The sequence below is a fragment of the Bacillus cereus group sp. BfR-BA-01408 genome, assembly GCF_022663305.1.
GTDB classification, from domain to species: domain Bacteria; phylum Bacillota; class Bacilli; order Bacillales; family Bacillaceae_G; genus Bacillus_A; species Bacillus_A pacificus.
The window spans coordinates 219,903-245,203 of the sequence record NZ_JAKUFF010000001.1 but is presented as its reverse complement, the minus strand read 5'-3'; the positions used below and the strand labels follow the sequence as shown (position 1 = coordinate 245,203).

The window sequence follows — 25,301 nt, the reverse complement described above, 5'->3', positions numbered from 1 at the left end:
CGATAATAACACATTAGGAGGATTACGATGCACCAGCTTGATTCATTACATCCCATTATAGAAAAAATAATTAACAATATTGAAAAGTTAATGGTCGGAAAGCGAAAAGAAACACTATTAGCTTTAACAGCTCTCTTAGCTGAAGGTCATGTACTATTAGAAGATGTTCCTGGCGTTGGGAAAACGATGTTAGTACGTGCTCTTTCTAAATCTATTGATGCTGATTACAAACGTATTCAATTTACACCTGATTTACTTCCATCAGATGTAACAGGTGTTTCTATTTACAATCCGAAAGAGCTCCAATTTGAGTTCAAGCCTGGACCAATCATGGGGAATTTTATACTTGCTGATGAAATTAATCGTACATCTCCCAAAACACAATCCGCCTTACTTGAAAGTATGGAAGAAGGCAATATTACAATTGATGGTATGACAAGACCGTTACCCAAGCCATTCTTTGTAATGGCTACACAAAATCCTGTTGAATATGAGGGAACATATCCTTTACCAGAAGCACAGCTCGATCGTTTCTTGTTGAAACTAAAAATGGGATATCCTACACAAGAAGAAGAATTTGAAATTTTAAACCGGATGGAAAAAACACCCCCCCTCTCCCATTTACAAGCTATTACTACAATAGAAGAATTACTTTATTTACAGCAAAGCGTACGGGAAATAAGCGTGGACAAAGCGATTAAGCATTACATTGTAAAGCTTGTTAGTCAAACTCGGTCTTATAGTTCTATACAACTAGGTGCAAGTCCGCGTGGCTCGATTGCTTTAATGAAAGCTTCACAAGCTTATGCATTTATTCATGGCAGAAATTATGTTATTCCAGACGATGTTAAATTTTTAGCTCCTTACGTGTTGGCTCACAGACTCATTTTAAAAATGGAAGCAAAATTTGAAGGAATAACAGGAGAACAAGTTATCGCAAAAATCGTTGCACGAACTACCGTGCCTACCCAAAGGAAGATGAACCTTTGATGAAAAGGATTCTACGAGTACTCTATCATTTTACTAAGTTATCATTCATTCCGTTATGCCTAGTCTTAACATTTTTATACGCTATGCTTCAAGGAGGATTTGTAAGTTGGTTTTTGTTTTACAGTACAATTCCTATTGGCCTTTATTCACTATTACTCCCCTTCTATGCTTTGCGGAACGCTGAAGTAATACGAATAACAAATCAAGACGAATATGCAGCAGGAGAACCTTTTTTAAGCACCATTACAATAAAAAGAAGATTTCCTTTTCCATTACTTTACTTAATTATAGAAGATGAATTACCATCACAATTTACAAAGTGTAAACAAACGAAGATGAATAAAGTAATACTTTTTCCAGGATTGAAGCGAAATATTTCGTTTCAATATGCAATCGACACAATCCCTAGAGGAGAGCATACTTTTTCAAGCGTACGTGTCAAAACTGGCGATTTATTCGGTATGATGGAGAAAGAAGTAATTTTTTCAGTTCCAGATACATTTTTAGTCTACCCTCAGTATGTAGATATAACATATCGACAAATGGAAAATCATTTCGAACAAGGAGCACTTTCAGCAAATATAAATTTAGTAAAAGACTCTACCATTTCTGTCGGTGTGAGAGACTATAAACCTGGTGACCGCTTTTCATGGATTGATTGGAAAGCAACTGCACGAACAAACAACATTATGACAAAAGAGTTTGAACAACAGCGCAGCCATAATATTATGATATTCATGGACAGAACCCCATCCCCTCTATTCGAATCAGTCGTCACATTTACTGCCTCTATTGTCAGATCTGTTTTGAAGCAAAATTCACCGGCGTCATTCGTATCTGTCGGAAAAGAACGAACCTTTTTCCCTTTAGACAATGGAGATAGTCAGTTACATCAAATCTTTTGTCATTTAGCGAAAGTACAAGCGGACAGTGTATTCCCGCTCTCCCGAAGTGTAGAAATGGAATTAAGAAAAGTTTATGAGCCCGTAACGATTATACTCGTGACAAGTGATCTTTCTCCCGATATTCAAAAGGCAGCTGACTATGCTGCTATAAAAAATAGAAAATTAATGGTGTTTGTCGTAAAAGAAAAAGCAAATCAACTATCGCATCGAGAACTTAGTATTCTAGAAACTCTACAAAAACGAAAAATATTTGTAAATGTGGTTTATGGAAACCAGTATACAAACGTGTTTTTTGAGGTGAGCAAATGATAACATTACAGACAAAAAAACAATGGGATATGACTAGATTTTTCATGCATGCATGCGCATTTCTACTTTTACTAGAATGGCTAAGGCCCCTCATCGGTATTACAAACGTAGGTAGATTAGATATTTTTGTAATATTTATAGGGATTTGCTTCACTCTCTCTTTTTTTCAAACAAAGTGGCAGATTCCAATAAAAGTCTTCACGATTTTATTCACCATTCATTTCTTATACTATAAAAATGCTTTTATAAATCCATCTTGGTTAACAAAATTTTTTAATGATATTTCTCAAAATTCCTCTCTGTTATTTCAAGGGAATTTGCTAGATATTTCTCCAGTTTTTCCAACACTTTTATTTTTTTTATCATTTTGGTTTTTGAGTGCTTTCATCTCTTTTTGGATGATTCATAAAAAACGTGGGTTGTTATTTCTTATATTGACTATTATTTATATCACCGTTTTTCATAACTTACATGTATACAATGCAAACTACGCTATTATTCGTACTGTTGTCATCGGCTTTTTTATACTTAGTCTTCTTCGCATAGAACGAATAAAAGAGAGTGAACACTTACAAAATTATGCTAGAGAAATCTCAAAATTACTTAGACCTCTTACAATATTTATTGTATTGTCAGCAACCATCGCATACTTCGCTCCAAAATTTGGTCCTCAATGGCCCAACCCAATGGATTTTTTAAAATTCAACACATCCGAAGCAAGTAAACAGCAAGAAGTTTCTAAAATTGGGTATGGTTTAGATGACTCACGATTAGGTGGTCCTTTTAAAGCAGATCCTACAATTGTTTTTACAGCCGCAACGCAAAACAAACAATATTGGAGAGTAGAAACGAAAGATTTTTATACCGGAAAAGGATGGGAAGTTTCTGAAAATCAAAAGAAGATTTCTTTTAAAAATAAAAATGACGTGTTGAGTTGGTACGAACAAAATACAAAAACGGAGACAACTAAGGCAACAATCACCATGCAAAAAAGTTATCCTCACCTTACCTATCCAGCAGGGTTAATATCAGTTGAGGCTTCTTCTGATATATCATACAGCGTTGACCCATTTTCTGAAAAAATCTATACGATGGACGGAAACTCTTCCACTACTTTACATTCATATAAAGTAACGTATGAGGTCCCGGAGTTTTCCATAGAAAACTTAAAAGCTGTAAAAACGAATGAAGGTCAGGAAACAAATCCTTATTTCATAACAAAGTACACGCAACTTCCAGAAGCATTACCGCAGCGAGTAAAAGACTTAGCTAGTAGTCTAACAAAGGATAAAGACACCCGATACGATAAAGTATTAGCTATTGAAAACTATTTCACCGACCATTCTTTTGTATATGAAACAACGAATGTCTCATTCCCTGCCAAAAACCAAGATTATGTAGATCAATTTCTTTTCGATACAAAAAGTGGCTACTGTAATAATTTTTCGACATCTATGATCGTGTTACTTCGTTCTGCCGGGATTCCAGCTCGCTGGGTAAAAGGTTATACAGAAGGAACTCTTGACAATACGCTGGTGGGTGCTGAAGGTGAGGATGTTTATAAAGTCGCGAACGATAACGCACACTCTTGGGTCGAAGTATATTTCCCAGAATACGGATGGATTCCATTCGAACCGACAAAAGGATTTACGAATCCCTATAATTTTATAAATAATACTCCTGCTCCTACTCTACAAAATAGCGAAGAAACTAATTCTCAAAACGCGCAAATGCACGAAAGAAACAATGAAGCAAAGCTTAAAAGTTTAATAGAAGATACTGAAGAAACTCCTACTAAAAAAATTACAAATGTTAAAAATAAATTTTCTTGGTGGTACGTATTCCTTTCTACGATACCAATTAGTATCATCGGCTACACTCTCTTCGCTACTAGAATGAAATGGATTACATTTTTTATCATTCTTTTCTATAAATATCGAAAAGATGATGCTGTTTATACAAAAGCTTACGATTCTCTCCTAAAACAATTTGCACGAATTGGTATACGACGAGACGAGAGTCAAACATTCCGAGAATATGCTCTCCATGTTGATACACTTTACAACTCGACGGATATGCAACAACTTACTTTCAATTATGAGAGTGCTATATATCAAAAAGGACAAGCCGCAGCAGAATGGAAAAAATCCGTACACTTATGGGAAGTACTTATGAAAAAAGCAACTTCTCCGCCTAAATCAAATGACTTCCATTCAGCCATTTAATCTTGGTAATGTGAATGTAAAGAAAACGCCTCAAAGAACAAAGTAGTTCTTTGAGGCATTTTTTAATTAAGTGAAACTCCTAGTTATTCCCCAAGTACCTTCTCAATCTCAACCTCTAAATCAACCGGCTTCGTTTGCGGCGCAAAACGCCCTACTACTTTTCCGTCTTTTCCAATTAGAAATTTTGTAAAGTTCCATTTTACTGCTTTCATACCGAGTAAACCTGGTGCTTGTTCTGTCATGTATGTATACAGCGGATGAGCTTTATCACCTTTCACATCAATTTTTGCAAACATCGGGAAATTCACACCATAGTTTAACTCACAAAAACTAGTAATATCTGCTTCTGTACCTGGTTCTTGTCCTCCGAATTGGTTACAAGGGAAACCGAGTATTTCTAGCCCTTGTTCTTTATATTTATCATATACTTCTTGTAATCCTTTATACTGTGGTGTAAACCCGCATTTACTAGCTACATTTACAATAAGAAGCGCTTTTCCTTCGTAATCTTTTAACGATTTTTCTTCCCCTGTTATCGTTTTAGCTGAAAAATCATAAACTGTCATTATCCTTGCCCCTCTCTTCACTATCATTCTATGTTTATACTATACTACATTCGTGAATATACAGCTCTTATTACGTATTTTCTTCCCACGATTGTAAACGCTTTATTTTTGTTCGAAAATTCGACACAAATTACTAGACTTTTATGATGGAAAGTTTTACAATTAAATTGTGAACAAAATGTGACAGTTTATATTCTATTATTATAGAAAAGGATGGTGTTCAATATGAAAACTGCACAACATGAAACGATTTCAAATCGCGAGTTTTATTTCGTACTATATATGATGTTATTGTATGTGATTGGCTGGGTAATCGATGTAAATGGTTTATTCTTAAGCTCCTACTTTAATTTAGCGGGAGAGATTATGCTTCCATTAGTTGGCGGCATTGTTGGACTATTCGTTATGTCTATTAATAAACAACAAAGACAATAAGAACATTACAAAAAGGCAGAAGACGAAACTTTCGTTTTCTGCCTTTTTGTATTTTTAGCGTATAATAGTTACATACCGTATATAAGGAGTGGTAAAGATGAAAAAAGTAGAACAATTATCTTCTCACCTATATCTGATTGATGATTTTGATTTACAACATAATGAACGAACTGGTACGTACGTTTTATTAGGTGATGATATTACTTTAATTGAAACTTGTGCAGCCCCTTCTCTTCCGTATATTTTAGACGGCTTACAACAATTACATATTGATTTAAACGAAGTTAAAAACATTATCGTTACACATGTTCATTTAGATCACGCCGGTGCTGCTGGTTTAATGATGGAAAAGTGCCCAAATGCTACTTTATATGTGCATTCTCGCGGTGCTCGTCATATGATTGATCCAACAAAACTCATTTTAGGTGCAAAAGCTGTGTACAAAGAAGATTTCGATAAACTTTTTGATCCAATTCTTCCAATTGAAGAAGAACGTGTTCATATTGTACAACATGGTGATACGTTACAAATTGCAGAAGACCGCATCCTTACATTTTATGATACACCGGGACATGCAAAGCACCATATTAGCATTCACGATTCATTAACAAACGGCATTTTTACTGGCGATACAATTGGAATTTATTATAGAGAACTTGCAGACGTTGGTGTAGAACTATATCTACCATCAACGTCCCCTTCACAATTCCAACCAGATGCGATGATTGCTTCTAAAAATCATATTCAAAGTATGAATGTAAATACTATTTATTTCGGCCATTACGGCGCATCATCCAATGTTACAGAAGTATATAAGCAACTAGAACATTGGTTACCTATTTTCGTTCATACTGGTAAAGAGGTCTTTGAAAAATATAATGATTTCGATGAGGCTACTAAAGCTTTGCAAACTGTATTAATGGATAAGGTCTCTTCTCACCTTACAAAGTTAAACGTTCCATCAGATCATTCCGTTTATAACATTTTACATCTAGATATAGAAATTAGTGCGATGGGCATTATAGATTATTTCACGAAGCAAGAAAAAGCAAACGCCACTATTAAATAACCGTAAAAGAAGAGATATACAGCAGTAGTTATTGTATATCTCTTCTTTTTTTGAATATATTTTGAGTAAAGGATGGTGGAATATAATGCAAAAAGTGATGCTATACCTCTGCTTTACATTATTTATCGTCTTATTATTATTTGTCGGAGTGAAAATTCAATTTTATTTAGATACAGACGCACAAGTAAACTTTAACGTTTATCCAAGATTATTCTACTTTACACTCTTCCCTCTTATAGTCGGCATTTTATTACGATTCCTTCAATCCATTAATCGTGAAACAAGTAAACAAAACTGGCGCTTTCAACCGGATAAATTTATCGCCATTACTGTGCCTACACTATTCATTTCCTTTTCTCCAGCTCTACTCTTTTCACCAGTTGGTGCATACCTACCTTATATAACTAATATTATTCTTATCAATACAACTTTTGTTACGATAATTAGTTTAATAGCTGGCTATTCCCTTTTAGATTGTTTTATACAAAAAGATACTGCACATATGAAAAAATATAATTGAATACTTCATTAAATCTTGCCAGTCAAGGATTATATTTCCTTGGCTTGTTGTTAGAATAATTGTATTCCAGTATAATACAGTAATCGAATAAAATTCAGAGGAATGATACAATGTTTTTTCAATTTTTTCTACTAGCAGTCATTATGTCTTTTATTAGTGGTCGACTAATTGGTACAAAATTAAATTTTTTCAAACAAGCAAGTGCGGCCACTTTAGGTGTTTCACTTACGTCAGCTATGTATTGGTTTTTATATTTACGCTATCAAGATGAATCGATTGTCGGTGTTGATAGATATTTTTGGCTAGGAAGCTCATTAATTGTATCGATGCTTTGTTACCTAGTTTTTGAATTATTTGATCCTATTAAGCGTGGCGAAATGGATGACGTATTAATAGAAAGCAGAAATCCTATTTCAAAATTCTTCGCTAAGATTGGTAGACAAAAAAGATATATGCGCGTCTCTTCTATTGCAATAAAACACGGAATGGGAAAATATTTAGCTTTAAAGCGCTCACCAGAAGTAGATCGTAAGCTCGCCACTTCCCTTCGAAATACACTGGAAGAATGCGGTGGTATATTTATTAAATTCGGACAAGTTTTATCAACTCGATCTGATTTACTACCTCCAGTTTTTATTTACGAGTTATCCAACCTTCAAGAAAATGTAACACGTTTATCACAACAACAAGTTGAAGAAATATTGCAAAAGGAACTACATATACCAAAAGATGAAATTTTCAGCTCCTTTGAAATGGAACCGTTAGCTGCTGCCTCTATTGGCCAAGTACATAAAGCGAAGTTGAAAGATAACGACCAGGATGTCGTCGTTAAACTACTACGTCCTAATATTTCTGAGACAATTAAACGTGACTTAGATATTTTAATTCACTTCGCTCTATGGATTTCCAACAAATCAACTTGGGCTAAAAATATCGGATTTCTTGATTTAGCACATGGCTTCTCTATCGCAATGAAAGAAGAAATTGATTTCAAAATTGAGGCTCGTAACTTCGAACAAGTGTCAGATTCACTAAAAAATAGTGAAACGACAGTAAAAATACCGAAAGTATATCAAGAATACAGTAATTCAAAAATACTTGTGCTTGAATTTTTAGATGGAGTAAGTGTTAAAAGTGGGTCAGCATTATTAAATGAATTACAAATTGATACGAAAAAAGTACAACGACAACTCTTTGATTGTATTTTAGAACAGATTTTCTTTAAAGGTATTTTCCATGCAGACCCTCATCCAGGTAATGTGTATATTCTTCGTGATGGCACTCCTGCATTACTTGATTTTGGTTCTGTCGGACGTTTAGGAACACTACAACAAGATGCATTCAAGAGACTGCTTATCGGCTTTGAGCGCAAAAATTCATATGTCTTGCTTGATGGACTGCTTCAATTAGTTGAAAAGAAACCAAATGTTGATAAAGAAGGATTAGAACAATCTATCAGTCAATTATTAATCCAAAGTACGTACGTTTCTACAAATAGTTCTGAAGAATTCATGCAAGGGTTATTTCAAATAATCGCTGAATTTGAATTAGCATTTTATCCAATGGTTGCAGGTGCTTTCCGCTCTCTCATTACGCTAGAAGGAACGATGGTACAACTAAATCCTGAATTCAATTTAATGGATGAAGCAAAGCGCTTTGCGAGAGATCATGCAGCTAGTTTCATGCCAATTAACAATTATTCAAATCTAAAAGAAGCTGCAACAAACGAATTACTTTCTATGTTACCTGCCATGCGACGCATTCCTAGAAAACTAGATGATTTAAGTTCAAAACTAGAAAACGGAGAACTATCCGTAAAGGTCGGCTTTTTCTCTGACGAAACAAATGCATCATTTATTACTACATTCATCTCACAATTCCTCATTGCATTTATTGGAACTGCATTTGGTGGGATTTCAGTAGGCGTATTGCATTTAGCAAACAATGCGAAAGAACCAAATGATCAATTTTTAAGTGTCGTTGGTTACTGTGGTTTATTTATAAGCGCGATATTGCTTGTAAGAGTAGCTATTCATGCAGTAAGGAAATTTAAGTAATATTAAAACGAGTATGAAATCACGTATATTTTATACTCGTTTTTTATAGTGTATATAGTCAATTTGTACTAGGAAATTTATGTTAAACTAAAGAAAATCACGTACTAAGTCAAATTACATTTCAATCAAGGGAGAATTATTATGTATAGACTTTTTGGATTCTCGTGTCTAATGTTTCTCGCAAGTATATGTTCTTTCTTTATTCTAAGAGGACCTCATACAAATTTAACCTTAATTATTACGATTCTAGGTATACTTTCATTACTAGGTATTATTTTTGCAATCGCATCAAAAAATTGGTTATTCAGAATAGTTGGTACTGCATTAAATGGCTTAATATTAGTAGTTGTATACTTCCTATTGCTAGCAAAAGGCATAGGTGGTTAATATATTTACGTTTCAATAAGAAAAGCTCGGAGCTTAGACTCTGAGCTTTTTTACTTATCTCACCTTTTCATCTACATACTCCATAAACTGCTCCGCTTTCATAAATCTTTCTTTATATGCCTCAGGTACTTCTTCTACTTTTATTGCACCAGTTGATTTTGTTTTCACTCGTACTATTTCATGTGTCATTAAAGCTTCCATATAGCGATCAAACTCTTCTTGCGTTAATACTTCTTTACTAGATTTATGACCATTTAATTTATCAAAGTATGGTTGAAGGCCCATACTTACCGTTTTCATTTCTTCTCTTTTTTCTGGTGATAATGCATCATAATCAATATTACCGTTCGCATCTCCGTACGCAAGCTTTGCATTTGTTAATTTCTTTAGTTCTTTTGTAAACACTTCATATTCTTTTGTCCCCATTTCATCTTTCGCTTCTGATAGCTTTGCACTAAAACGCATGTACGCCTCTAATGTCATCGTTCCAGCATGTTTTTTTAAGTTTTCAAAAGACCCGTATATACCATCTGCCATAATAGATTGATACGCAAAACCAGTTGTCGGGATTAAAAAGGCCGCTGCAAGAACTCCTGCGATAAGGCGTTTTTTCACCTTACTTCCACCACGATTCATTTTTATTTGAACGATTACTTTTTCTTTTAACTCCGGCGGTGCAACAATCCCCTTCGCTTCTTCTTGTATAGATTCTCGAACCTTACAATCTAAACTCATTTCACATTCCCTACCTCTCCTAAAAAGATTTCTTCTACTTGCTCTTTTTGACGTAGTTTCTTTAAGGCCGAATGAATTCTAGATTTCACAGTACCAATTGGAATATGTAATATTTGTGCTACTTCTTCTTGTGAGTAGTCGTGCAAGTATCTTAAAATAATAACTTGTTTCAATTTATACGGTAATTTATGAATAAGTTCGATTAGCTTTTGATTTGATATTTTACTTACAACATCGTTAGAAAAATCAATTTGTACCGGTTTTCTCTGCTCTTCTGCTTTTTTTATAATTCGTAGTCGCATCCACCTCTTTCTTCTATAAGAGTGAATTTGTTTAATCGCAAGTCCAATTAGCCAAGGACGAAATGGCTTCTCGCTATCATACTTACGAAGCGATTCATATAGTTGTATGTATATTTCTTGAACGACATCATCTACATCCGCTTTATCATCTATTAAAAAATGTGCTGTCTTATATACTTCGTGAATCGTTACATCATACAATTCGCTATACGCTTCTTTATTGCCTGATAAAGTTAATTGGATCAAATCTGTATACACTGTTTCATCCTTCATGTACCATCCCTCCTTTGTCTTACACTTTATATTGGCAAGTAATCCATATTTCGTTCGATTTTTTCAAAAGTTTTTATATAAATTAATATAATGATTCAATACGTTCATAAGCTTCACTTATAACCTTGCATAACTATTATATAATTTTCCAATTTCTGATAAAGATTTAAAATGATTTATATAGTCAAATTTAGGGGGATAAATAATGAAAGCTATCATTGTAACATCGTTCGGTGGTCCTGAAGTGATGAAATATACAGATGTGGATATGCCGGTTATTTCAGAAAATCAAGTTTTAATTCGCGTTGTTGCTACAAGTGTAAATTTCGCTGACATTAAATCACGTTATGGCAAAAAAGGAAATAAAGCACTACCTTTTATTCCAGGGATAGATGTCGCTGGTATAGTAGAACGTGTCGGCTCTCATGTGAAAAATATAAACCCTGGACAACGTGTCATTGCTTTTCCTCAAAATGGATCTTATGCAGAATACGTTGTTTCAAATGAAAATCTTACTTTCGTATTACCTGATGAAGTCGACTTTCAAACTGCAGCTGCTTGTCCGATTGTATCTTTTACAAGTTATAATTTACTCGCAAATGTTGCAAGGCTTCAACAAGGCGAATCAGTACTCATTCATGCGGCTGCTGGTGGAATCGGTACTACAGCTATTCAACTTGCAAAACTATTAGGGGCTGGAACAGTTATCGGTACTGTCGGAAGTGAAGCAAAAAAAGAAATTCCTTTATATGCTGGAGCTGATTATATAATTTGTCATCAGAATGAAGATTTTGCAGAGAAAGTCAATGAGCTGACAAACGGTGAAGGGGTTGATGTAATTTTAGATTCTATTTCTGGAACTGTTTCGGAAAGAAGTTTAAAATGTCTTGCTTATTACGGTCGCCTCGTTCATTTCGGTAATGCTAGTGGTGAAATTGGCAATTTCCAAACGAAAGATTTACATGCAAGTTGCCGTTCTATACTCGGTTTTAGCTTTGGAACTACACGAAAAAAACGTCCTGAACTACTCCAAGCAACTGCAAATGAAGTATTCCGTTATTTGCGTGACGGGCGTTTGCAAATAACGGCTACGAAATCTTTTCCACTCCAAGATGCAGGGAAAGCACATGAATGGGTCGAAAGTAGAAAAAGTACAGGGAAAGTAATACTAACTGTTCAGTCATCTTCCTGAAATGAATACTTGAAACCGAGGTGTCATTCATGGGATCACGAATTATGCATGCTATTATCGCTAACGGTATTGCCGAAAAACTATGTATTCAAGATAAAACTTCTTTCATACTCGGAGGTGTAGCCCCTGATGCGGTTCATTCAACAGAAGAAAAAGGAACTTCACATTTTTACGCAGGCACGACGAAAAACTATACGAGAAGGATAGATTTCAATTCTTTTTTTCAAAAATATAGAGCCCATATGGATTCCCCTTTTCTTTTAGGCTATTACACCCACCTCATTGCCGATGACAATTGGCTAAGCGGCTTTTTTCTACCTTGGCTAAAAAATAGAATAGAAAATGACGAAACGATTGCACCTATGTACTATAACGATTTTAAATTGTTAAATGCAAAGTTGCTTCATCATTACGATAAAGAACAACAGCTCTTCTCTCTTCTCAATCAAGAGGCTCACATTGTGGATATTGAAGAGGTTTCTAAAGAAAACGTTTTGGCTTTTCGAAAGTATCTTTTTGAAGATATGTTGTATCCAGAGCAAAATTTGCATGAAGACTTACAGGTATTTACGTTTAATCAAATGGTCGGTTATATGGAAACTGCTATTGAAAAAGGTGCATTTTATATTAATCAACTCTCCAATGAAAAATTCATTTCAAAGATTTAATCCCCCTCAATATGTTTGAGGGGGATTTTCACATAGCAATATTATTATCGGTTCTTTTCCATAACCGCAAAATAATTCCCTTCACTATCAGCAAAGTTAAATACTTTACCAGAAGGCATAGTTACCATTTCACCAACAGTAACATTTTTATTTTTTAAATCTGTATATAATTGATCCAGACTTTCTGAGAAGAACATTAGTGACGGTGTACCAAGATTTAATTCTGGGCTCATCTTAGAAATCACTTCTTTATTATGTAATATAATGCTTGTTTCTGCCTCACTTTTCGGAGCGATTTCAATCCATCTCATTCCTTGTTTGTTATCTTCCTCTGCAACTACATGAAACCCTACCTTTTCCGTCCAAAAATTGACTGCCTCATCTTGATTGTTTACATACAGCATAATTTGTCCGACCTTATGAATCATTTCATTTCCCCCTAATGTTTTTTATATTCTAAGTAGGTTTCTACATGTACTATCATTATTCCTTTTGAGTTGGTATGTACTTCTTTGCAAAATTTATCGACTGACTCATCCCATCTAGTCCGTCAAAATAATCATTTCTTTCGATCATGTTATATCCATTGAATCCAATTTAATATTCGACTTTTTTTATATTATTTCCTCGTATAAACCAAATAAATAAACTACCTTTTTTCGATCCCCCCAGTAGAAGCATATAAAAAAGCACTAATACAATTCCCATTATCACTTGATTACAAACAAAAAAGGCGTAACTACAAATAGTTACGCCTTCCCCATCATTTATCTAGGCTTTTTCTTCCCAGTAAACGCTGGTTTCTTTTTCTTTGGTGCTTTCGGTTTCGTTTCTACAAATGATCCTTTGAACATTTCTTGCTTCGTAAATACGATACCTAATTTTTTCGCAAATTGTAGTAATTTACGCTCTTCTTGCGGTGTTACAAGAGATACAACAGTTCCTTCTTTACCCATACGTCCAGTACGTCCTGAGCGGTGAATGTATTGGTCTACTGTGTCTGGTAATTCTAAGTGAATTACATGTGTTAAGTCGTCAATATCGATTCCACGTGCTGCAATATCAGTAGCAAGTAGAATTTCTAATTTCCCGCCGCGGAATGCACGCATCGTTGCTTCACGTTCTTGCTTACTTGCTTCTGCATGAAGAGCCGCTGCTTTCATTTTACGGAATTTCAATTTCTCAGTAATTTCATCTAAACGGAATGGATCGTTTAAGAACGCAACTGCTTTTACATCGCCCATATGCATAATTCTTCTTACGTAATCATTTTTTTCGCGTCGCTCACAAATGATATACGTATGCTCAACTAAGCTTTTTGATTCTGCACGTGTTACACGTACTAATTGTGGTTCCACTGCTAAATCACGTGCCGCATCTTCTGCCGCTTTTGTCATTGTCGCCGAGAAGAATACTAATTGACGATCGCGCATCGTAGATTTAATTACATCTTGTACAGCACCCATCATCTTTTGTTTTACAATTTGATCAAACTCATCAAATACAATTGTTTTTACTTCATGCATTTTTAGCTTTTTCATACGAATTAATTCTAAAATACGGCCTGGTGAACCGACAATTACTCTTGGGTGTTTCTTTAATTTTTCAACTTGGCGCTTAATATCGGCACCACCAATTAAAGATGCACCTGAAATTTCAGTTCCTGCTGTAAACTTTTGAACCTCTTCATGAATTTGCATGACAAGTTCACGTGTTGGTGCTAAAACAACAACTTGTGGCTGTTTTACTTCAGGATTAATTTTATGTAAAAGGGGTAATAAGTACGCTAATGTTTTTCCTGTTCCAGTTGGAGATTCAGCTATAACGTCTTGTCCTTCTAAAATAGTTGGAATCGCTTGTTTTTGAATTTCAGTTAACTCTTTAAAACCAGCCTTCTCCCAAGCTTGTTGTAAAAATGGTTGCATATCTTTTATCATTTGTTTTTCTCCTTTATCTCTATTTTTGAAGAAAATGTTGTATTGTTCGCACCGTTTCTATCATGTGTGAAATAACAGCTATTAAATCATCAACATGGTCTTCTGTAATCGCTTTTTGAAATAGAACCTCTACCTTATTATGATATGAAATCGCTTGCTTATTATATTCGTATGAAACTTTCTGCATAATCATTCTTTCTTTTCCCCATATAGAACGCATTAATGTTTCAATTTCTTCGCATTTTACTTCTGGTTGTTCTAACGGGAATGAAAATGCTAGCTTCATTTCACAACCTGGTGTAAACTGAGGCACTTCTAGTATTTCACCAGACAAGTTCTTTGCATCTACAGATAGCGAAAATGTTGCTTCTACTAACGGTTCGAATGGTTCTGTTAATTGAAATGAGATATGATATATACGACTTAATGAAGCAAGGTCCATCATATCTTTTCGATCTGTTACAAGAATATCTCCATGTAAATCAAAATCATAAACAGCGCCTTCTACGATTACTTTTAAATTATCAAAAGCAGTTGGATCAAACATAATTTCCTCCAAAAAACAGGCGCCTTTCGATGGAAAGGCGCCACTTGATGTATATATAGTTTACAGATAAACGAGATGAATTACAACCTTTTAGAATAAACCTACTGCTTTTCCATCTTCATTTACATCCATTTGTAGTGCTGCTGGTTGTTTCGGAAGGCCTGGCATTGTTAACATTGTTCCTGTTAACGCAACGATAAAGCCTGCACCAATAGATGGTTTTAGCTCACGAATTGTAACGATAAAGTCAGATGGACGACCTAATTTTGTTGCATCGTCAGAAAGAGAGTATTGTGTTTTCGCCATACAAACTGGTAGGTTACTCCAGCCTTCTCCTTCATATTGAGCTAATTGCTTACGCGCTTTTGGAGCAAATTCAATATCTTTTGCACCGTACACTTTTTGAGCAATTGTACGAATTTTTTCTTCTAATGGTAATTCTAACTCATAAAGTGGTGCGTAGTTGTTTTCGCCTTTTTCAATTTCTTTTAACACTTTTTCAGCAAGGTCAACTCCACCTTGGCCACCTTTCTCCCAAACTTCCGTTAAGGATACTGCATAGCCACGCTCATTACACCATTCTTGTAAGTAAGCAACTTCTGCATCTGTATCTGTAATAAATTTATTAATTGCAATTACGAAAGGCACACCGAAGCTTTGAATTGTTTCAACATGCTTCTGTAAGTTTTCCATACCTTTTGCTAATGCGTCTACATTTTCTTCTTTTAATTGATCTTTTGCTACGCCGCCATGCATTTTAAGCGCACGAATCGTCGCAACAATAACAACTGCTTCTGGTTTAATACCAGCTGCACGAGCTTTAATATCTAAAAACTTCTCTGCACCTAAATCAGCACCAAATCCAGCTTCTGTAATAACATAATCACCTAATTTTGCTGCCATTGTTGTAGCGATAACACTGTTACAACCGTGAGCGATATTCGCAAATGGTCCGCCATGAATGATAGCTGGTGTATTTTCTAGCGTTTGTACTAAGTTTGGTTTTAATGCGTCTTTTAATAATAATGTTAACGCACCTTCTACACCTAAATCTTTAACCGTTACAGGTTGATTTGCAAAATTATAAGCAACTACGATGCGTGATAGACGTGCTTTTAAATCTTGAATATCTGTCGCAAGGCAGAATACGGCCATAATTTCAGATGCTACTGTAATATCAAAACCATCTTCACGTGGTACACCTTGAACGGGTCCACCAAGACCAATTACTACGTTACGTAGGGCACGATCATTTAAGTCAACACAGCGTTTCCAAACGATTTTACGCGTATCAATTCCAAGTGTATTTCCTTGTTGGATATGATTATCAATAAACGCCGCTAACGCGTTATTAGCAGTTGTGATCGCATGGATATCTCCAGTAAAGTGAAGGTTAATGTCTTCCATAGGTACAACCTGTGAAAAACCACCGCCTGCTGCTCCGCCTTTTAGTCCCATCGTTGGCCCAAGAGATGGTTCGCGAAGTGCAATTACTGTTTTCTTACCAATTTTATTAAAAGCTTGACCTAAACCAACTGTTACTGTTGATTTACCTTCTCCAGCTGGAGTTGGGTTAATCGCTGTTACTAAAACAACTTTACCGTCTTTCTCATTCTGTAAGCGCTTAAAAATATCAAGAGATAGCTTACCTTTATAATGCCCGTATGGCTCTAATTCATCTTCTAAAATATTTAAATCAGCTGCAATTTCTTGAATCTTCTTCATACTCGCTTCTTGTGCGATTTCAATGTCGGATTTAACTGTTGTAGTAGTTGTCATATACCCTAGTCCCCCTTTAATTGGTTCTGATGATATTGTATCAGTTTTTTGTATTTTCTGCACTTATTTACCTCCTAAAAATTCTTTCATTTCTTTATACGTTTTTTAACATAAATACCCATAAGAATGTTAACGATTGTTGTAATTCTGTAGGTAGTTGACCTAACATCTGCTCATTTACTCCGCGCTTATATACACCGATACCATCTACAACTTCAAAACCTTGTTCTTGCGCTAACTGTTCAAATTCCCAAGGCATCATCGTATTACAAACAACATCCTTGCCATATAAACGAGGATAACTGTTCTCTCGTGGCTTTGCTGTCGGTCCTAAAATTGCAATACATGCATATCCATCTCTTTGTAAAACACGCTTAATCTCATTTAATGCTCGTAATGGCTCCTCGGTCCATTCTAAAGAATTAATTGCCATAATTGCTTCAAATTGTTCATTTTCAAATGGTAAGGAAGAAAGATCTCCTTTTATAAAAGATAAATTTGGTCCTTCTCCGCGCTCCTTCCCTTTTTGAATCATCACTTCCGATAAATCTACACCAACTGCTTTATATCCTGCGCGACTTAATTTATATGTACCGTATCCATCACCACAACCAACGTCAAGCACCTTGGCTTCTTTCTTCACGTATTGTTCAAAAAATGGAATAATCGTACTCCTACTCCCACTATCCCACATCTCCTGACTATTTTGGTTCCAAAATTCTGCACTACTATCCCATTTTTTCTCTGCTGACTCATGCCAATTAAATTTTTTCATGCAATCCCCTACCTTCACGTTTTGTCACTCATTTCATTCTACATCATTTTCCAAAATCCCTGTTTTATCTTCATAAGGAGATGTACATGCTAATGAAGGAATCTTTATTCTCCAATTTTTGCTTTACTTGGGTTTAACTCATACTCATGCTCTTCTCATTTTGAAAGATACTATAGATACACCCAATTGAAAGAGAGGGATGTACATGCGAAGAAAGAGAAATCATCATTTTAAAAGTGGTGAAAAAAACGAAGAGTATGCAGCTGAAATATCACCAGCTGGCATACCAATTAGACATAAGCGTAAAGAAATTGCAAATGAAATAGAAGGTACAAATACCGGTGCAATGATAGGCTATGTCGCTTTATTTCTTTCGCTTTTCTCCATTGCATTTTATCCAGTTACACTCGGTTCTCTTGCGATTTTAGTCGGCTTATTAGCTGTCAATTTTGGAGCAAGAACACTTGGATATACCGCAATTGGTTTTGGTAGTTTTTCTGTTTTATTTACTTTACTTTATCCGCTTGCTTTGTCAGCGTTTTAAAAAAACACACCAAGTTATACTTGGTGTGTTCATTCGTGATACAACATAATATGACCGCATCCACAACAATGTTTCGCTGTAATTTCTTGAAACACTGGATAATTTTCTTCATCCCGATGCTCAATAAACACCTTTTCAAAACGGTACATATTTGGCGCATACGCCCAATCTTGTTTCGTACGTGCGTATAATGTAGAAGAGAAAAACTCCTCACCGCCACAAACAATACATGTGTTCTTCATCAATACCCCTCCTATGCTTGTCTTACTTCATCTATATGAACATAAGCATAAGAAAAAGACCTTCTATTACTAGAAAGTCTTCTCTGAAACAAAAAGAAATGTACCAAACATTCCTACTCCGCTATATTCTTTCGTAACACCAGCTTCTGTTTTAAATGTTTGCTTTACAGTCATAAAGAATACACCATTTCGTGCATCTGTACTTTCAAATTTTAGTTTTTCTTTTTTACCATCTACATTTTGTGTGCATTCAAAACTACTCTCATCACATTTCAATGCATACTTATCTTCTAGATACAATTTAAAATCTGATTCTTTCGGACAAGTGATAAGTAAAATTGCCACAAGAATAATACTTACAATACCCACAATTGTATAATACTTCTTCATTTGTACTCCTTTCAAAAGACAAGAAAACTTGACTGCATGCGCCAAGTTTTCTTAGTCTACAACCCATTGCCACTCTTGTTCTTTCTTATCAAAAATAAGCCAACCAGTCTCTGTTGCTTCTTCTTTCAATTCATCGATATTATCTAGTACCTCATCCGTACTTTCATACGAACCCACTACATATACCGGAATTTCAAGACCTCTTCTTGACTCAATTTTTCCTGCCAGATCAATATAAAGACCATCTTCCATTAATGGAATAAGCCCCATAATCACTTCTTTTGAAATTGCTGGGAAAATTTTTGATTTTTGGAAGAAAGAAAAACGTTTCTTACCGAAAGCACCGAGTTTATAAGGAATGACTTTACTTAACATTCCTACAAAATCAGCAATTCTACGATAATACACTTTGTTGTACCATCCGTCATCATGTGAAAAATAAACAAATCTATTTTTCAATAACGGAAAGAACGTTCTTGCAAGTGGTTCTTTTTTGTGAGCCAAATATAAAAGCTCTGCAATTTCTTTTGGCTCAAGTTCATCTAAATCGCTTGCATCATCAAAATCTACCCAACAAAATTCATCAAATTCATCAATCTCTGCTTGAATTAACTTATGTATATTTTCTTCCTCAACATATTCAAATAAAGTATGATAATGAAAATCTGTCCATTCAAAGTTATGCTTCAAAAGCAACACTTGATGAAGCGGTGAAGGGATGTTACTTGCAAACTCTTTAAACGTAATTCCTGATGTAATAAAACAATGACCCCGACGATTACCATTAATATATATCATATTCTTTACTTGGTCAGATCCTCCAGACAAAGCACCTAGCCACCTTCGTTTTATATGTTTCAATTCTATAGCATATTTTAACATGAAAAATTTTAGAAACATAGAAAAAACTTCAAAAACTATTTACAATTTCATGTGTTTTATTACATAGTGATTACAAGAAAAAACACCTGCTCGTAAGCAGGCGTTTTTAAAGGATTTCATCTGGGTTTTGAGGATGATGATTTCCCTCTTTCTTTTCATCTTTTTGGAACATCGATTGAATTTTATCAATTGTTTGTGGAGCTAATTCAATCATTTTCTCTGCTAAATGTGTCGCATTTTGTAAATGAAGAATATTTACTCCATCTTTATTCACCACAAGAAATGCTACTGGTGTAATAGAAACACCACCCGCGCTACCGCCACCAAATGCAGGGTTACCGTTCGCTCTTTGTCCATCATTCGTTTGGAAATCAGAACCTCCTGCTCCAAACCCGAACGCTACTTTAGAAACCGTTAACACTACACCACCGTCAGCCGTTTGAACAGGCTCTCCAACAATCGTATTTACATCGACCATTTCTTTTAAATTTTCCATTGCTGCTTTCATTAATCCTTGAATTGGATGATCCACCGTTCATAACCTCCTTTGTCATATCTTTCCTAGTTTTTCCGAAAGTTTGTGAACTAAACATAAAATTTTATATTGATTTCAAAAAACTTAAGTTGTAATATTTAGAAAAATGAAAAAGAGGTCAATTCGTTATGATGCGAAAATTAACAAAGAAAGATCATGAACAAGTATTCGCTTACCTAAAAGAAGAAGCAGCCCTTAACTTATTTATTATTGGAGATATTGAAGCTTTCGGTTATGATACAGATTTTCAAGAACTATGGGGAGTATTTAAAGAGAATGGAACATTACAATCGATTTTACTTCGATTTCACGATTCATTTATACCATATAGTAAAGAAGAGTTTATAGTAACTGACTATGAGGCACTTCTTTCCGCATATACGCCACTGAAACTCTCTGGTAAGTCAACTATTGTTGAACGATTTGAAACCGTTTCAAGTATACAACTAGGTACTAAAAATGAAATGTATTTTTGTGAATGTATAGATGCCGACAACTTACCTAGTACGCCTGCCCAAGAAACCATTAAACTTGCCACACTGGATGATGTAGAGCGAATTATGCAATTACGAAGTAACATCGCTGAATTCCCAACTGCTAATGAATCAGAGAAAATATTAAGACAAGCTCTCCAAACAAATACAGGACGTACGTATTATATTGAAAAAGACGGTGCTATTATTGCATCCGCCTCTACATCTGCTGAAAATTCATTATCTGCTATGGTAATTGGCGTATGTACACATCCGAATTATCGCGGGAGCGGATATGCTTCGCTCATATTGCAAAAAATGATTCAGGACTTTACGAAAGAAGGCCGAACACTTTGTTTATTTTATAACAATCCAGCTGCTGGACGAATTTATAAACGACTAGGGTTTAAAGACATTGGGATGTGGACGATGTATCGATAATAATAAAAAGCCGATTTAAAATCGGCTTTTTATACATACTGTGCTATACCAGCTTCAAAAGCTTTCTTATCATTATTTAGTACGCCAAATAATGCTTCTTGAAGCGCAAATGTACTCTTATAAAAATACATTCGCTCCTTTACTGCTTCTAAATTAGGATAATAGGCTTCAAATAGTTGTAAAAACTCTTCTCCATAACTAGCTAATATGCCAGCAAAATCATAAGCTGGATCTCCAATGCTCGCCCCGCCAAAATCTATGACCCCTGAAATATTCTTTTTTGTTGCACTATATAAAATGTTTGTCATGCCAAAGTCCCCATGAACAAGACTAGGAGTAAAGTTAAAATGACTACTTTCATTTAAATATCACTCAAACGATGTTGAGACCTCTTTTCTCGCTACATTTCTCATGAATGGATAAACATGTTCTTTTAACTGGCTATATAAACTATTTATTTCTGAATACATATCAGTACTATCACATTGCATAATACCTTCGAATGTAGATAACGGAATTTCATGCAACTCTTTTAAAAATCTCGCCAATGTGAACGCAAGTTTCTGTAATCGCTTTTCATCATTTATTTCCGTAAAAACATTTTTCCAAAACGGGTCTCCTTCAATCATCTCATAACCTGCAAATACTTTCCCTGGTACTTCATTTTGAAACCCTTGATAACTTGGATTGGGAATTTGAAGCGTAATGAAGGGCCTTATTTTCTCTAGCAACTGTGTTTCTATTCGAAGTTTCTGAATACCTTTTTCATATTTCGGAAACCGAAATACTATATTATCATTTACAATTAACACATCATTATTTTGACCTATTTCATTTATATAAACGGAATTTATTTGTAAATCCGGATACAACCTTTGTAAATACGTAACATACTCATTTTCTTTTCTCATGCTTTCACTTCTCCCGTTTAAACTATTATTCTCACTTCAAAGTCATAATTACCTGCCTTTCAACAAAACCAAACTGTTCATACATCTCTTTTGCAAAATTTCCAGCAAATACATTCAAACGAATTTCTGAATAATTCTTTTGTAATTCCTTAATACCAGCCTCCATTAATTTTCTTGATAACCCTTTCCCACGGTACTCTGGAAAAACATATAATTCGTAAATAAACCCTAGTTTTTCACGAGAAAAATAGTCCGTATTTTCCCCTATTAATATCCATCCCATTACACTGTTTTCTTCTTTAACGACTAAATAATATGCTCCTTTTTCTACAATCGGCCTTGTAATTTCAATTGCTTTCTCTGTATTTAACTGACAATTTCCCCTCGTACCTTCAAAAAGCGATTGAGCTGCATATTGTATTATTTCGTCCGTTTCTTCCCGGTTTGCCTTTTCTATCATTTTTCACAACTCTCCTCTTTAATAGGCATTAATATCGCTCGTTCAAGATCCTCCGCTTCCATAACAATTGCCGTTAATCCATGATCTGTACTTGTCTCATGAAACTCACCCTTCTCCCAAAACACAGCTTGTCCCGCTTCCACCTTCACTTTTTCTTTATCTGTCCCGCATACATATCCTTCGCCGTCCACAATAAGAAGCAGTTGCGATACAACTGCTTCATGATACCCAATTATTCCATTCTCTTTTAAATGCATAGCACCGATATGTATATTCCCTTGATGATTTACTATTTTCGACATTATGAAATTAGATTGAAATGCTGTGATTTGCTTTCCTACTTTTTCATTAAAATCAAAAATTTTCATTTCTAGTCCTCCTTATATGTATAAAACCATCCTTACTGTCTGCATCATATGTCCTTCAAAATCTTCTTCAAATTCCTCTAATTGTGCAAAACCTTTCGCTTCATAAAACCGCTTTCCTTTTTCATTCGCTGCTTCCACATGAATGTATAGTTTCCGAATTCCTTTTAATACCGTTAACCCTTTTTGTAATAAAGCACTTCCTATCCCTTTTCCTTGTTGATCTGGTAACAAATAAATCGCTCCTAATTCTGCTTCGTTTTGCAGCCTAACAGGTGAAAAATTTGCAAAGCCAATTACTTCTCCCTCTTCTTCTGCAACGAATAAATGTGTATTCTCAAGACGATATTTCATTTTTTCATCAGAATAAGCCTCGTCTAAAAAACTGTCTTGAATCTCTCTCGGAATAATGCCTTCGTATGTATCATGCCAAGCTATTTTCGCTACTGATTGTACAGCATGAATATCTTCCTGCTTCATTTCTCTAATTACATATGTCATCTCGATGTCTCCATTCTTTTTAAATTATATTCTGCTAATATACGAGAAGAAATGGCAGAGCCATTTTCATAATTCACCTTTATTAATTTTAATTTCTCAATTGAAGCTGTTGCATGATCAAATTTTTCATAAATATATTCCATTACACGTAAAAGCTGCTTTGTATATAATCTATTTGCAATCGTACAATGCGGAACCCATTTTCCCGGTACGTAATATGAATTTGGGTTGTCATGAAAAATTTTTAAATAATCATGAAAAGAATGATGAAGTTTTAACAATTCATCGGTAACAGTCGGTGCTAGAAAGACCGTTCCGTTAGTAGGAAAAACTCCAACAGAAGGAAAAGTTACTGGGTCCATATTTTCTTGCATAGCTACAAACTCCCCTAATTTCTCCTTATATAAATGAACATTTAACTCATTATAATCAGCTAATGTAATATGAGGTTCTCCTCCTGCTAATTGATTTACGCCAATGATATTTGTTAATTCATTTTGCAATTCTGTAATTTTATTAGTAAACACACGATCAAATGTAGCAATAATAGCGTACATATCCCTTCACCCCTTTGTTACACATAGTGCTTCCCATTCTTCACGAATCATCCCCATTCGAATAGAATCATAGTACGTTCCGTTATAATAACGACATTTGCGCATTCTACCTTCTAAACTCATTCCTATTTTCTCCGCTACTTTCATCATTCGTCCATTACCAGACCAAGTCGTGAGCCCTACTCTACCAATCTCCATCTTTTCAAATAGTAAATCCCGATATAACGTTAACGCTTCTGTACCGTAGCCTCCATTCCAGTAAGCCGGATTATAAATAACAATTCCCATCTCCAACCAACGCGTCGGTTTATACTCCCAATAAAATCCGACCGTCCCTATAACTTGACCGTTATGTTCTATAATTAAATTGGATAGAGGTTCTTCTTTTAAACGAGTTTGCATCTTCTCCTTATAGGATGAGTATTCTTGCATTGAAAACGGAAAATACGGTGCATCCCATTTTTTCCATTCTGGATTTTCTTCTTTAAACACGAGATTCCATAATGTTTTTATATCTGATTCTTCAATTGTACGAATTGTTACTCTATCCCCTTTTACGATTACGCTTTTCATAATTTCCTCCTACGTTCCTCTTTATTTCATATATAATTATAATGTTTTTTCTGAAAAATCAAAACAAATATCGTTTATTATATTGTATAATTTTGTTATAAGATACCAATTATTCATGTAGAAAGCTGGTGATTCAATGAATAATCGATTTAGTATCACTTTGTTTCTCACTATTATTACGACAAATATTATTCTCTATTTCTTCTTACCATTACGTATTGTTACGAAATGGGACTTCAATGGAACACCTACGTCAATGATGGATAAAAGTACTTTTGTGATCGTAAATATAATTATATGTTCCTTCTTATTCTTTTTATTTTTAGCTTTATCTAAAGCAGCGAGTAACGAGAAATTTCTCCATTGGATCGGCAACACAATGTTACTATTCTTATTTTTTGTTGATATTGTCATTGCCCTTATCGCCCTTGGCTTTTCACTTCCTCTTGATTATTTCATATTTTTAGCATTAGGGCTTTTATTTATATTAATAGGTTATTTCAGTTCCAAAATTGATACGACTAAATCAACCGTTTCATTGGAATGGAATGATAAGCACCTTGAAAAAAGAGCTTCAAATATTTGTAGTATTTCAATGATGATAGCAGGTATTTTCCTAGCGGGGCTTCCATTTATCGTTTCTGCTCCATATAGAGGTTATGCCATACTAGCGATTATTTTAGGAATGACGCTTGTCATTTTACCGAGTACGATTTATTTACTTATTAAAGATAGCAAGCAATCTACTTCTTAAAA

The 25,301-nt window shown here is 34.8% G+C and carries 30 protein-coding genes and 2 pseudogenes; 13 read left to right on the top strand and 19 right to left on the bottom strand.

Annotated features, from left to right (window positions below):
* Positions 1–27 precede the first annotated feature (27 nt).
* The 3 genes from MR083_RS01285 to MR083_RS01275 are packed head-to-tail and all read left to right on the top strand — an operon-like array spanning position 28 to position 4,429.
* Positions 28–990, top strand: a complete 963-nt coding sequence (locus MR083_RS01285; RefSeq protein ID WP_000553998.1) for an AAA family ATPase — start codon at positions 28–30, stop codon at positions 988–990.
* Complete coding sequence (locus MR083_RS01280; RefSeq protein WP_242268282.1) at positions 990–2,204, top strand: DUF58 domain-containing protein; 1,215 nt, start codon at positions 990–992, stop codon at positions 2,202–2,204. Before MR083_RS01285 ends, MR083_RS01280 begins: the two co-directional genes overlap by 1 nt.
* On the top strand, positions 2,201–4,429 hold the full coding sequence (locus MR083_RS01275) for a transglutaminase TgpA family protein (RefSeq protein WP_242268280.1): 2,229 nt from the start codon (positions 2,201–2,203) through the stop codon (positions 4,427–4,429). The genes MR083_RS01280 and MR083_RS01275 overlap by 4 nt, the downstream gene beginning before the upstream one ends.
* Positions 4,430–4,512: 83 nt before the next feature.
* Here the strand turns inward: MR083_RS01275 and bsaA are convergent, their stop codons facing one another.
* Positions 4,513–4,995 (bottom strand): glutathione peroxidase, encoded by a 483-nt coding sequence (bsaA, locus tag MR083_RS01270; RefSeq protein ID WP_000219435.1) that lies wholly within the window; start codon positions 4,993–4,995, stop codon positions 4,513–4,515.
* 225 nt (positions 4,996–5,220) lie between these two features.
* Here bsaA and MR083_RS01265 point away from each other — a divergent pair, with 225 nt between their 5' ends.
* From MR083_RS01265 to MR083_RS01245, 5 genes are all read left to right on the top strand, one after another.
* Positions 5,221–5,430 (top strand): DUF3925 family protein, encoded by a 210-nt coding sequence (locus MR083_RS01265; RefSeq protein ID WP_000844978.1) that lies wholly within the window; start codon positions 5,221–5,223, stop codon positions 5,428–5,430.
* Between the two features lie 97 nt (positions 5,431–5,527).
* A complete protein-coding gene (locus tag MR083_RS01260; RefSeq protein WP_046646904.1) occupies positions 5,528–6,499 on the top strand; it encodes an MBL fold metallo-hydrolase in 972 nt (323 codons plus the stop codon).
* Positions 6,500–6,584: 85 nt separating this feature from the next.
* Positions 6,585–7,019: a hypothetical protein gene (locus MR083_RS01255; RefSeq protein WP_001174530.1), complete on the top strand. Its 435-nt coding sequence runs from the start codon at positions 6,585–6,587 to the stop codon at positions 7,017–7,019.
* A gap of 110 nt (positions 7,020–7,129) precedes the next feature.
* On the top strand, positions 7,130–9,076 hold the full coding sequence (locus MR083_RS01250; protein WP_000466002.1) for an ABC1 kinase family protein: 1,947 nt from the start codon (positions 7,130–7,132) through the stop codon (positions 9,074–9,076).
* Between the two features lie 141 nt (positions 9,077–9,217).
* Positions 9,218–9,463, top strand: coding sequence for a hypothetical protein (locus tag MR083_RS01245; protein WP_242268279.1), 246 nt, complete (start codon positions 9,218–9,220; stop codon positions 9,461–9,463).
* A 54-nt stretch (positions 9,464–9,517) separates the two neighbouring features.
* Here MR083_RS01245 and MR083_RS01240 read toward each other — a convergent pair whose 3' ends face one another.
* Positions 9,518–10,198, bottom strand: coding sequence for a DUF3600 domain-containing protein (locus tag MR083_RS01240; protein WP_000050659.1), 681 nt, complete (start codon positions 10,196–10,198; stop codon positions 9,518–9,520).
* The gene (locus tag MR083_RS01235; protein ID WP_000651117.1) at positions 10,195–10,773 is read right to left on the bottom strand and encodes a sigma-70 family RNA polymerase sigma factor; all 579 of its coding nucleotides are present in this window, start codon (positions 10,771–10,773) and stop codon (positions 10,195–10,197) included. Before MR083_RS01235 ends, MR083_RS01240 begins: the two co-directional genes overlap by 4 nt.
* A gap of 205 nt (positions 10,774–10,978) precedes the next feature.
* On the opposite strand from MR083_RS01235, the gene MR083_RS01230 reads away from it, so the two are divergent.
* Positions 10,979–11,965: a quinone oxidoreductase family protein gene (locus MR083_RS01230; RefSeq protein WP_000644142.1), complete on the top strand. Its 987-nt coding sequence runs from the start codon at positions 10,979–10,981 to the stop codon at positions 11,963–11,965.
* 29 nt (positions 11,966–11,994) lie between these two features.
* A complete protein-coding gene (locus MR083_RS01225) occupies positions 11,995–12,633 on the top strand; it encodes a zinc dependent phospholipase C family protein (protein ID WP_242268278.1) in 639 nt (212 codons plus the stop codon).
* A 44-nt stretch (positions 12,634–12,677) separates the two neighbouring features.
* Here MR083_RS01225 and MR083_RS01220 read toward each other — a convergent pair whose 3' ends face one another.
* The 6 genes and pseudogenes from MR083_RS01220 to MR083_RS01195 all read right to left on the bottom strand — a co-directional run bounded on the left by MR083_RS01220 (position 12,678) and on the right by MR083_RS01195 (position 17,671).
* Positions 12,678–13,061, bottom strand: coding sequence for a VOC family protein (locus MR083_RS01220; RefSeq protein ID WP_242268277.1), 384 nt, complete (start codon positions 13,059–13,061; stop codon positions 12,678–12,680).
* 55 nt (positions 13,062–13,116) lie between these two features.
* A pseudogene (locus MR083_RS01215) lies at positions 13,117–13,230 on the bottom strand (sugar phosphate isomerase/epimerase family protein); the annotation flags it as partial.
* Positions 13,231–13,400: 170 nt separating this feature from the next.
* Positions 13,401–14,570, bottom strand: coding sequence for a DEAD/DEAH box helicase (locus tag MR083_RS01210; RefSeq protein ID WP_000588613.1), 1,170 nt, complete (start codon positions 14,568–14,570; stop codon positions 13,401–13,403).
* Between the two features lie 19 nt (positions 14,571–14,589).
* Positions 14,590–15,117 carry a hypothetical protein gene (locus MR083_RS01205; protein ID WP_000460219.1) on the bottom strand — a complete coding sequence of 176 codons (528 nt, stop codon included), beginning with the start codon at positions 15,115–15,117 and terminating at the stop codon, positions 14,590–14,592.
* A gap of 90 nt (positions 15,118–15,207) precedes the next feature.
* Complete coding sequence (locus MR083_RS01200) at positions 15,208–16,896, bottom strand: formate--tetrahydrofolate ligase (protein ID WP_011040261.1); 1,689 nt, start codon at positions 16,894–16,896, stop codon at positions 15,208–15,210.
* A gap of 94 nt (positions 16,897–16,990) precedes the next feature.
* The gene (locus MR083_RS01195; RefSeq protein ID WP_242268276.1) at positions 16,991–17,671 is read right to left on the bottom strand and encodes a class I SAM-dependent methyltransferase; all 681 of its coding nucleotides are present in this window, start codon (positions 17,669–17,671) and stop codon (positions 16,991–16,993) included.
* Between the two features lie 205 nt (positions 17,672–17,876).
* Between MR083_RS01195 and MR083_RS01190 the strand changes: the two genes are divergently transcribed.
* Complete coding sequence (locus tag MR083_RS01190) at positions 17,877–18,215, top strand: hypothetical protein (RefSeq protein ID WP_001253199.1); 339 nt, start codon at positions 17,877–17,879, stop codon at positions 18,213–18,215.
* Positions 18,216–18,244: 29 nt separating this feature from the next.
* Here the strand turns inward: MR083_RS01190 and MR083_RS01185 are convergent, their stop codons facing one another.
* The 4 genes from MR083_RS01185 to ytfJ form a co-directional block, all read right to left on the bottom strand.
* Complete coding sequence (locus tag MR083_RS01185) at positions 18,245–18,457, bottom strand: hypothetical protein (protein WP_000798747.1); 213 nt, start codon at positions 18,455–18,457, stop codon at positions 18,245–18,247.
* 69 nt (positions 18,458–18,526) lie between these two features.
* Complete coding sequence (locus MR083_RS01180; RefSeq protein ID WP_000761181.1) at positions 18,527–18,847, bottom strand: hypothetical protein; 321 nt, start codon at positions 18,845–18,847, stop codon at positions 18,527–18,529.
* 51 nt (positions 18,848–18,898) lie between these two features.
* Positions 18,899–19,675, bottom strand: a complete 777-nt coding sequence (locus MR083_RS01175; RefSeq protein WP_000014090.1) for an oxalate:formate antiporter — start codon at positions 19,673–19,675, stop codon at positions 18,899–18,901.
* Between the two features lie 160 nt (positions 19,676–19,835).
* The gene (gene ytfJ / locus MR083_RS01170; RefSeq protein WP_000349987.1) at positions 19,836–20,261 is read right to left on the bottom strand and encodes a GerW family sporulation protein; all 426 of its coding nucleotides are present in this window, start codon (positions 20,259–20,261) and stop codon (positions 19,836–19,838) included.
* A 131-nt stretch (positions 20,262–20,392) separates the two neighbouring features.
* Between ytfJ and MR083_RS01165 the strand changes: the two genes are divergently transcribed.
* Positions 20,393–21,178: a GNAT family N-acetyltransferase gene (locus MR083_RS01165; protein ID WP_242268275.1), complete on the top strand. Its 786-nt coding sequence runs from the start codon at positions 20,393–20,395 to the stop codon at positions 21,176–21,178.
* A 29-nt stretch (positions 21,179–21,207) separates the two neighbouring features.
* Here MR083_RS01165 and MR083_RS01160 read toward each other — a convergent pair.
* The 6 genes and pseudogenes from MR083_RS01160 to MR083_RS01135 form a co-directional block, all read right to left on the bottom strand.
* A pseudogene (locus MR083_RS01160) lies at positions 21,208–22,089 on the bottom strand (phosphotransferase family protein).
* Positions 22,090–22,120: 31 nt separating this feature from the next.
* Complete coding sequence (locus tag MR083_RS01155; RefSeq protein ID WP_242268274.1) at positions 22,121–22,549, bottom strand: GNAT family N-acetyltransferase; 429 nt, start codon at positions 22,547–22,549, stop codon at positions 22,121–22,123.
* Positions 22,546–22,917: a cupin domain-containing protein gene (locus tag MR083_RS01150; protein ID WP_242268273.1), complete on the bottom strand. Its 372-nt coding sequence runs from the start codon at positions 22,915–22,917 to the stop codon at positions 22,546–22,548. The genes MR083_RS01155 and MR083_RS01150 overlap by 4 nt, the downstream gene beginning before the upstream one ends.
* A 12-nt stretch (positions 22,918–22,929) precedes the next feature.
* Positions 22,930–23,415 (bottom strand): GNAT family N-acetyltransferase, encoded by a 486-nt coding sequence (locus MR083_RS01145; protein WP_000222822.1) that lies wholly within the window; start codon positions 23,413–23,415, stop codon positions 22,930–22,932.
* Complete coding sequence (locus tag MR083_RS01140) at positions 23,412–23,972, bottom strand: 2'-5' RNA ligase family protein (RefSeq protein ID WP_242268272.1); 561 nt, start codon at positions 23,970–23,972, stop codon at positions 23,412–23,414. Before MR083_RS01140 ends, MR083_RS01145 begins: the two co-directional genes overlap by 4 nt.
* 6 nt (positions 23,973–23,978) lie before the next feature.
* Entirely contained in the window at positions 23,979–24,545 is a 567-nt protein-coding gene (locus MR083_RS01135) for a GNAT family N-acetyltransferase (RefSeq protein ID WP_242268271.1), read from the bottom strand.
* Positions 24,546–24,681: 136 nt separating this feature from the next.
* Between MR083_RS01135 and MR083_RS01130 the strand changes: the two genes are divergently transcribed.
* Positions 24,682–25,299, top strand: a complete 618-nt coding sequence (locus MR083_RS01130; protein WP_001065179.1) for a DUF1648 domain-containing protein — start codon at positions 24,682–24,684, stop codon at positions 25,297–25,299.
* Positions 25,300–25,301 lie beyond the last annotated feature (2 nt).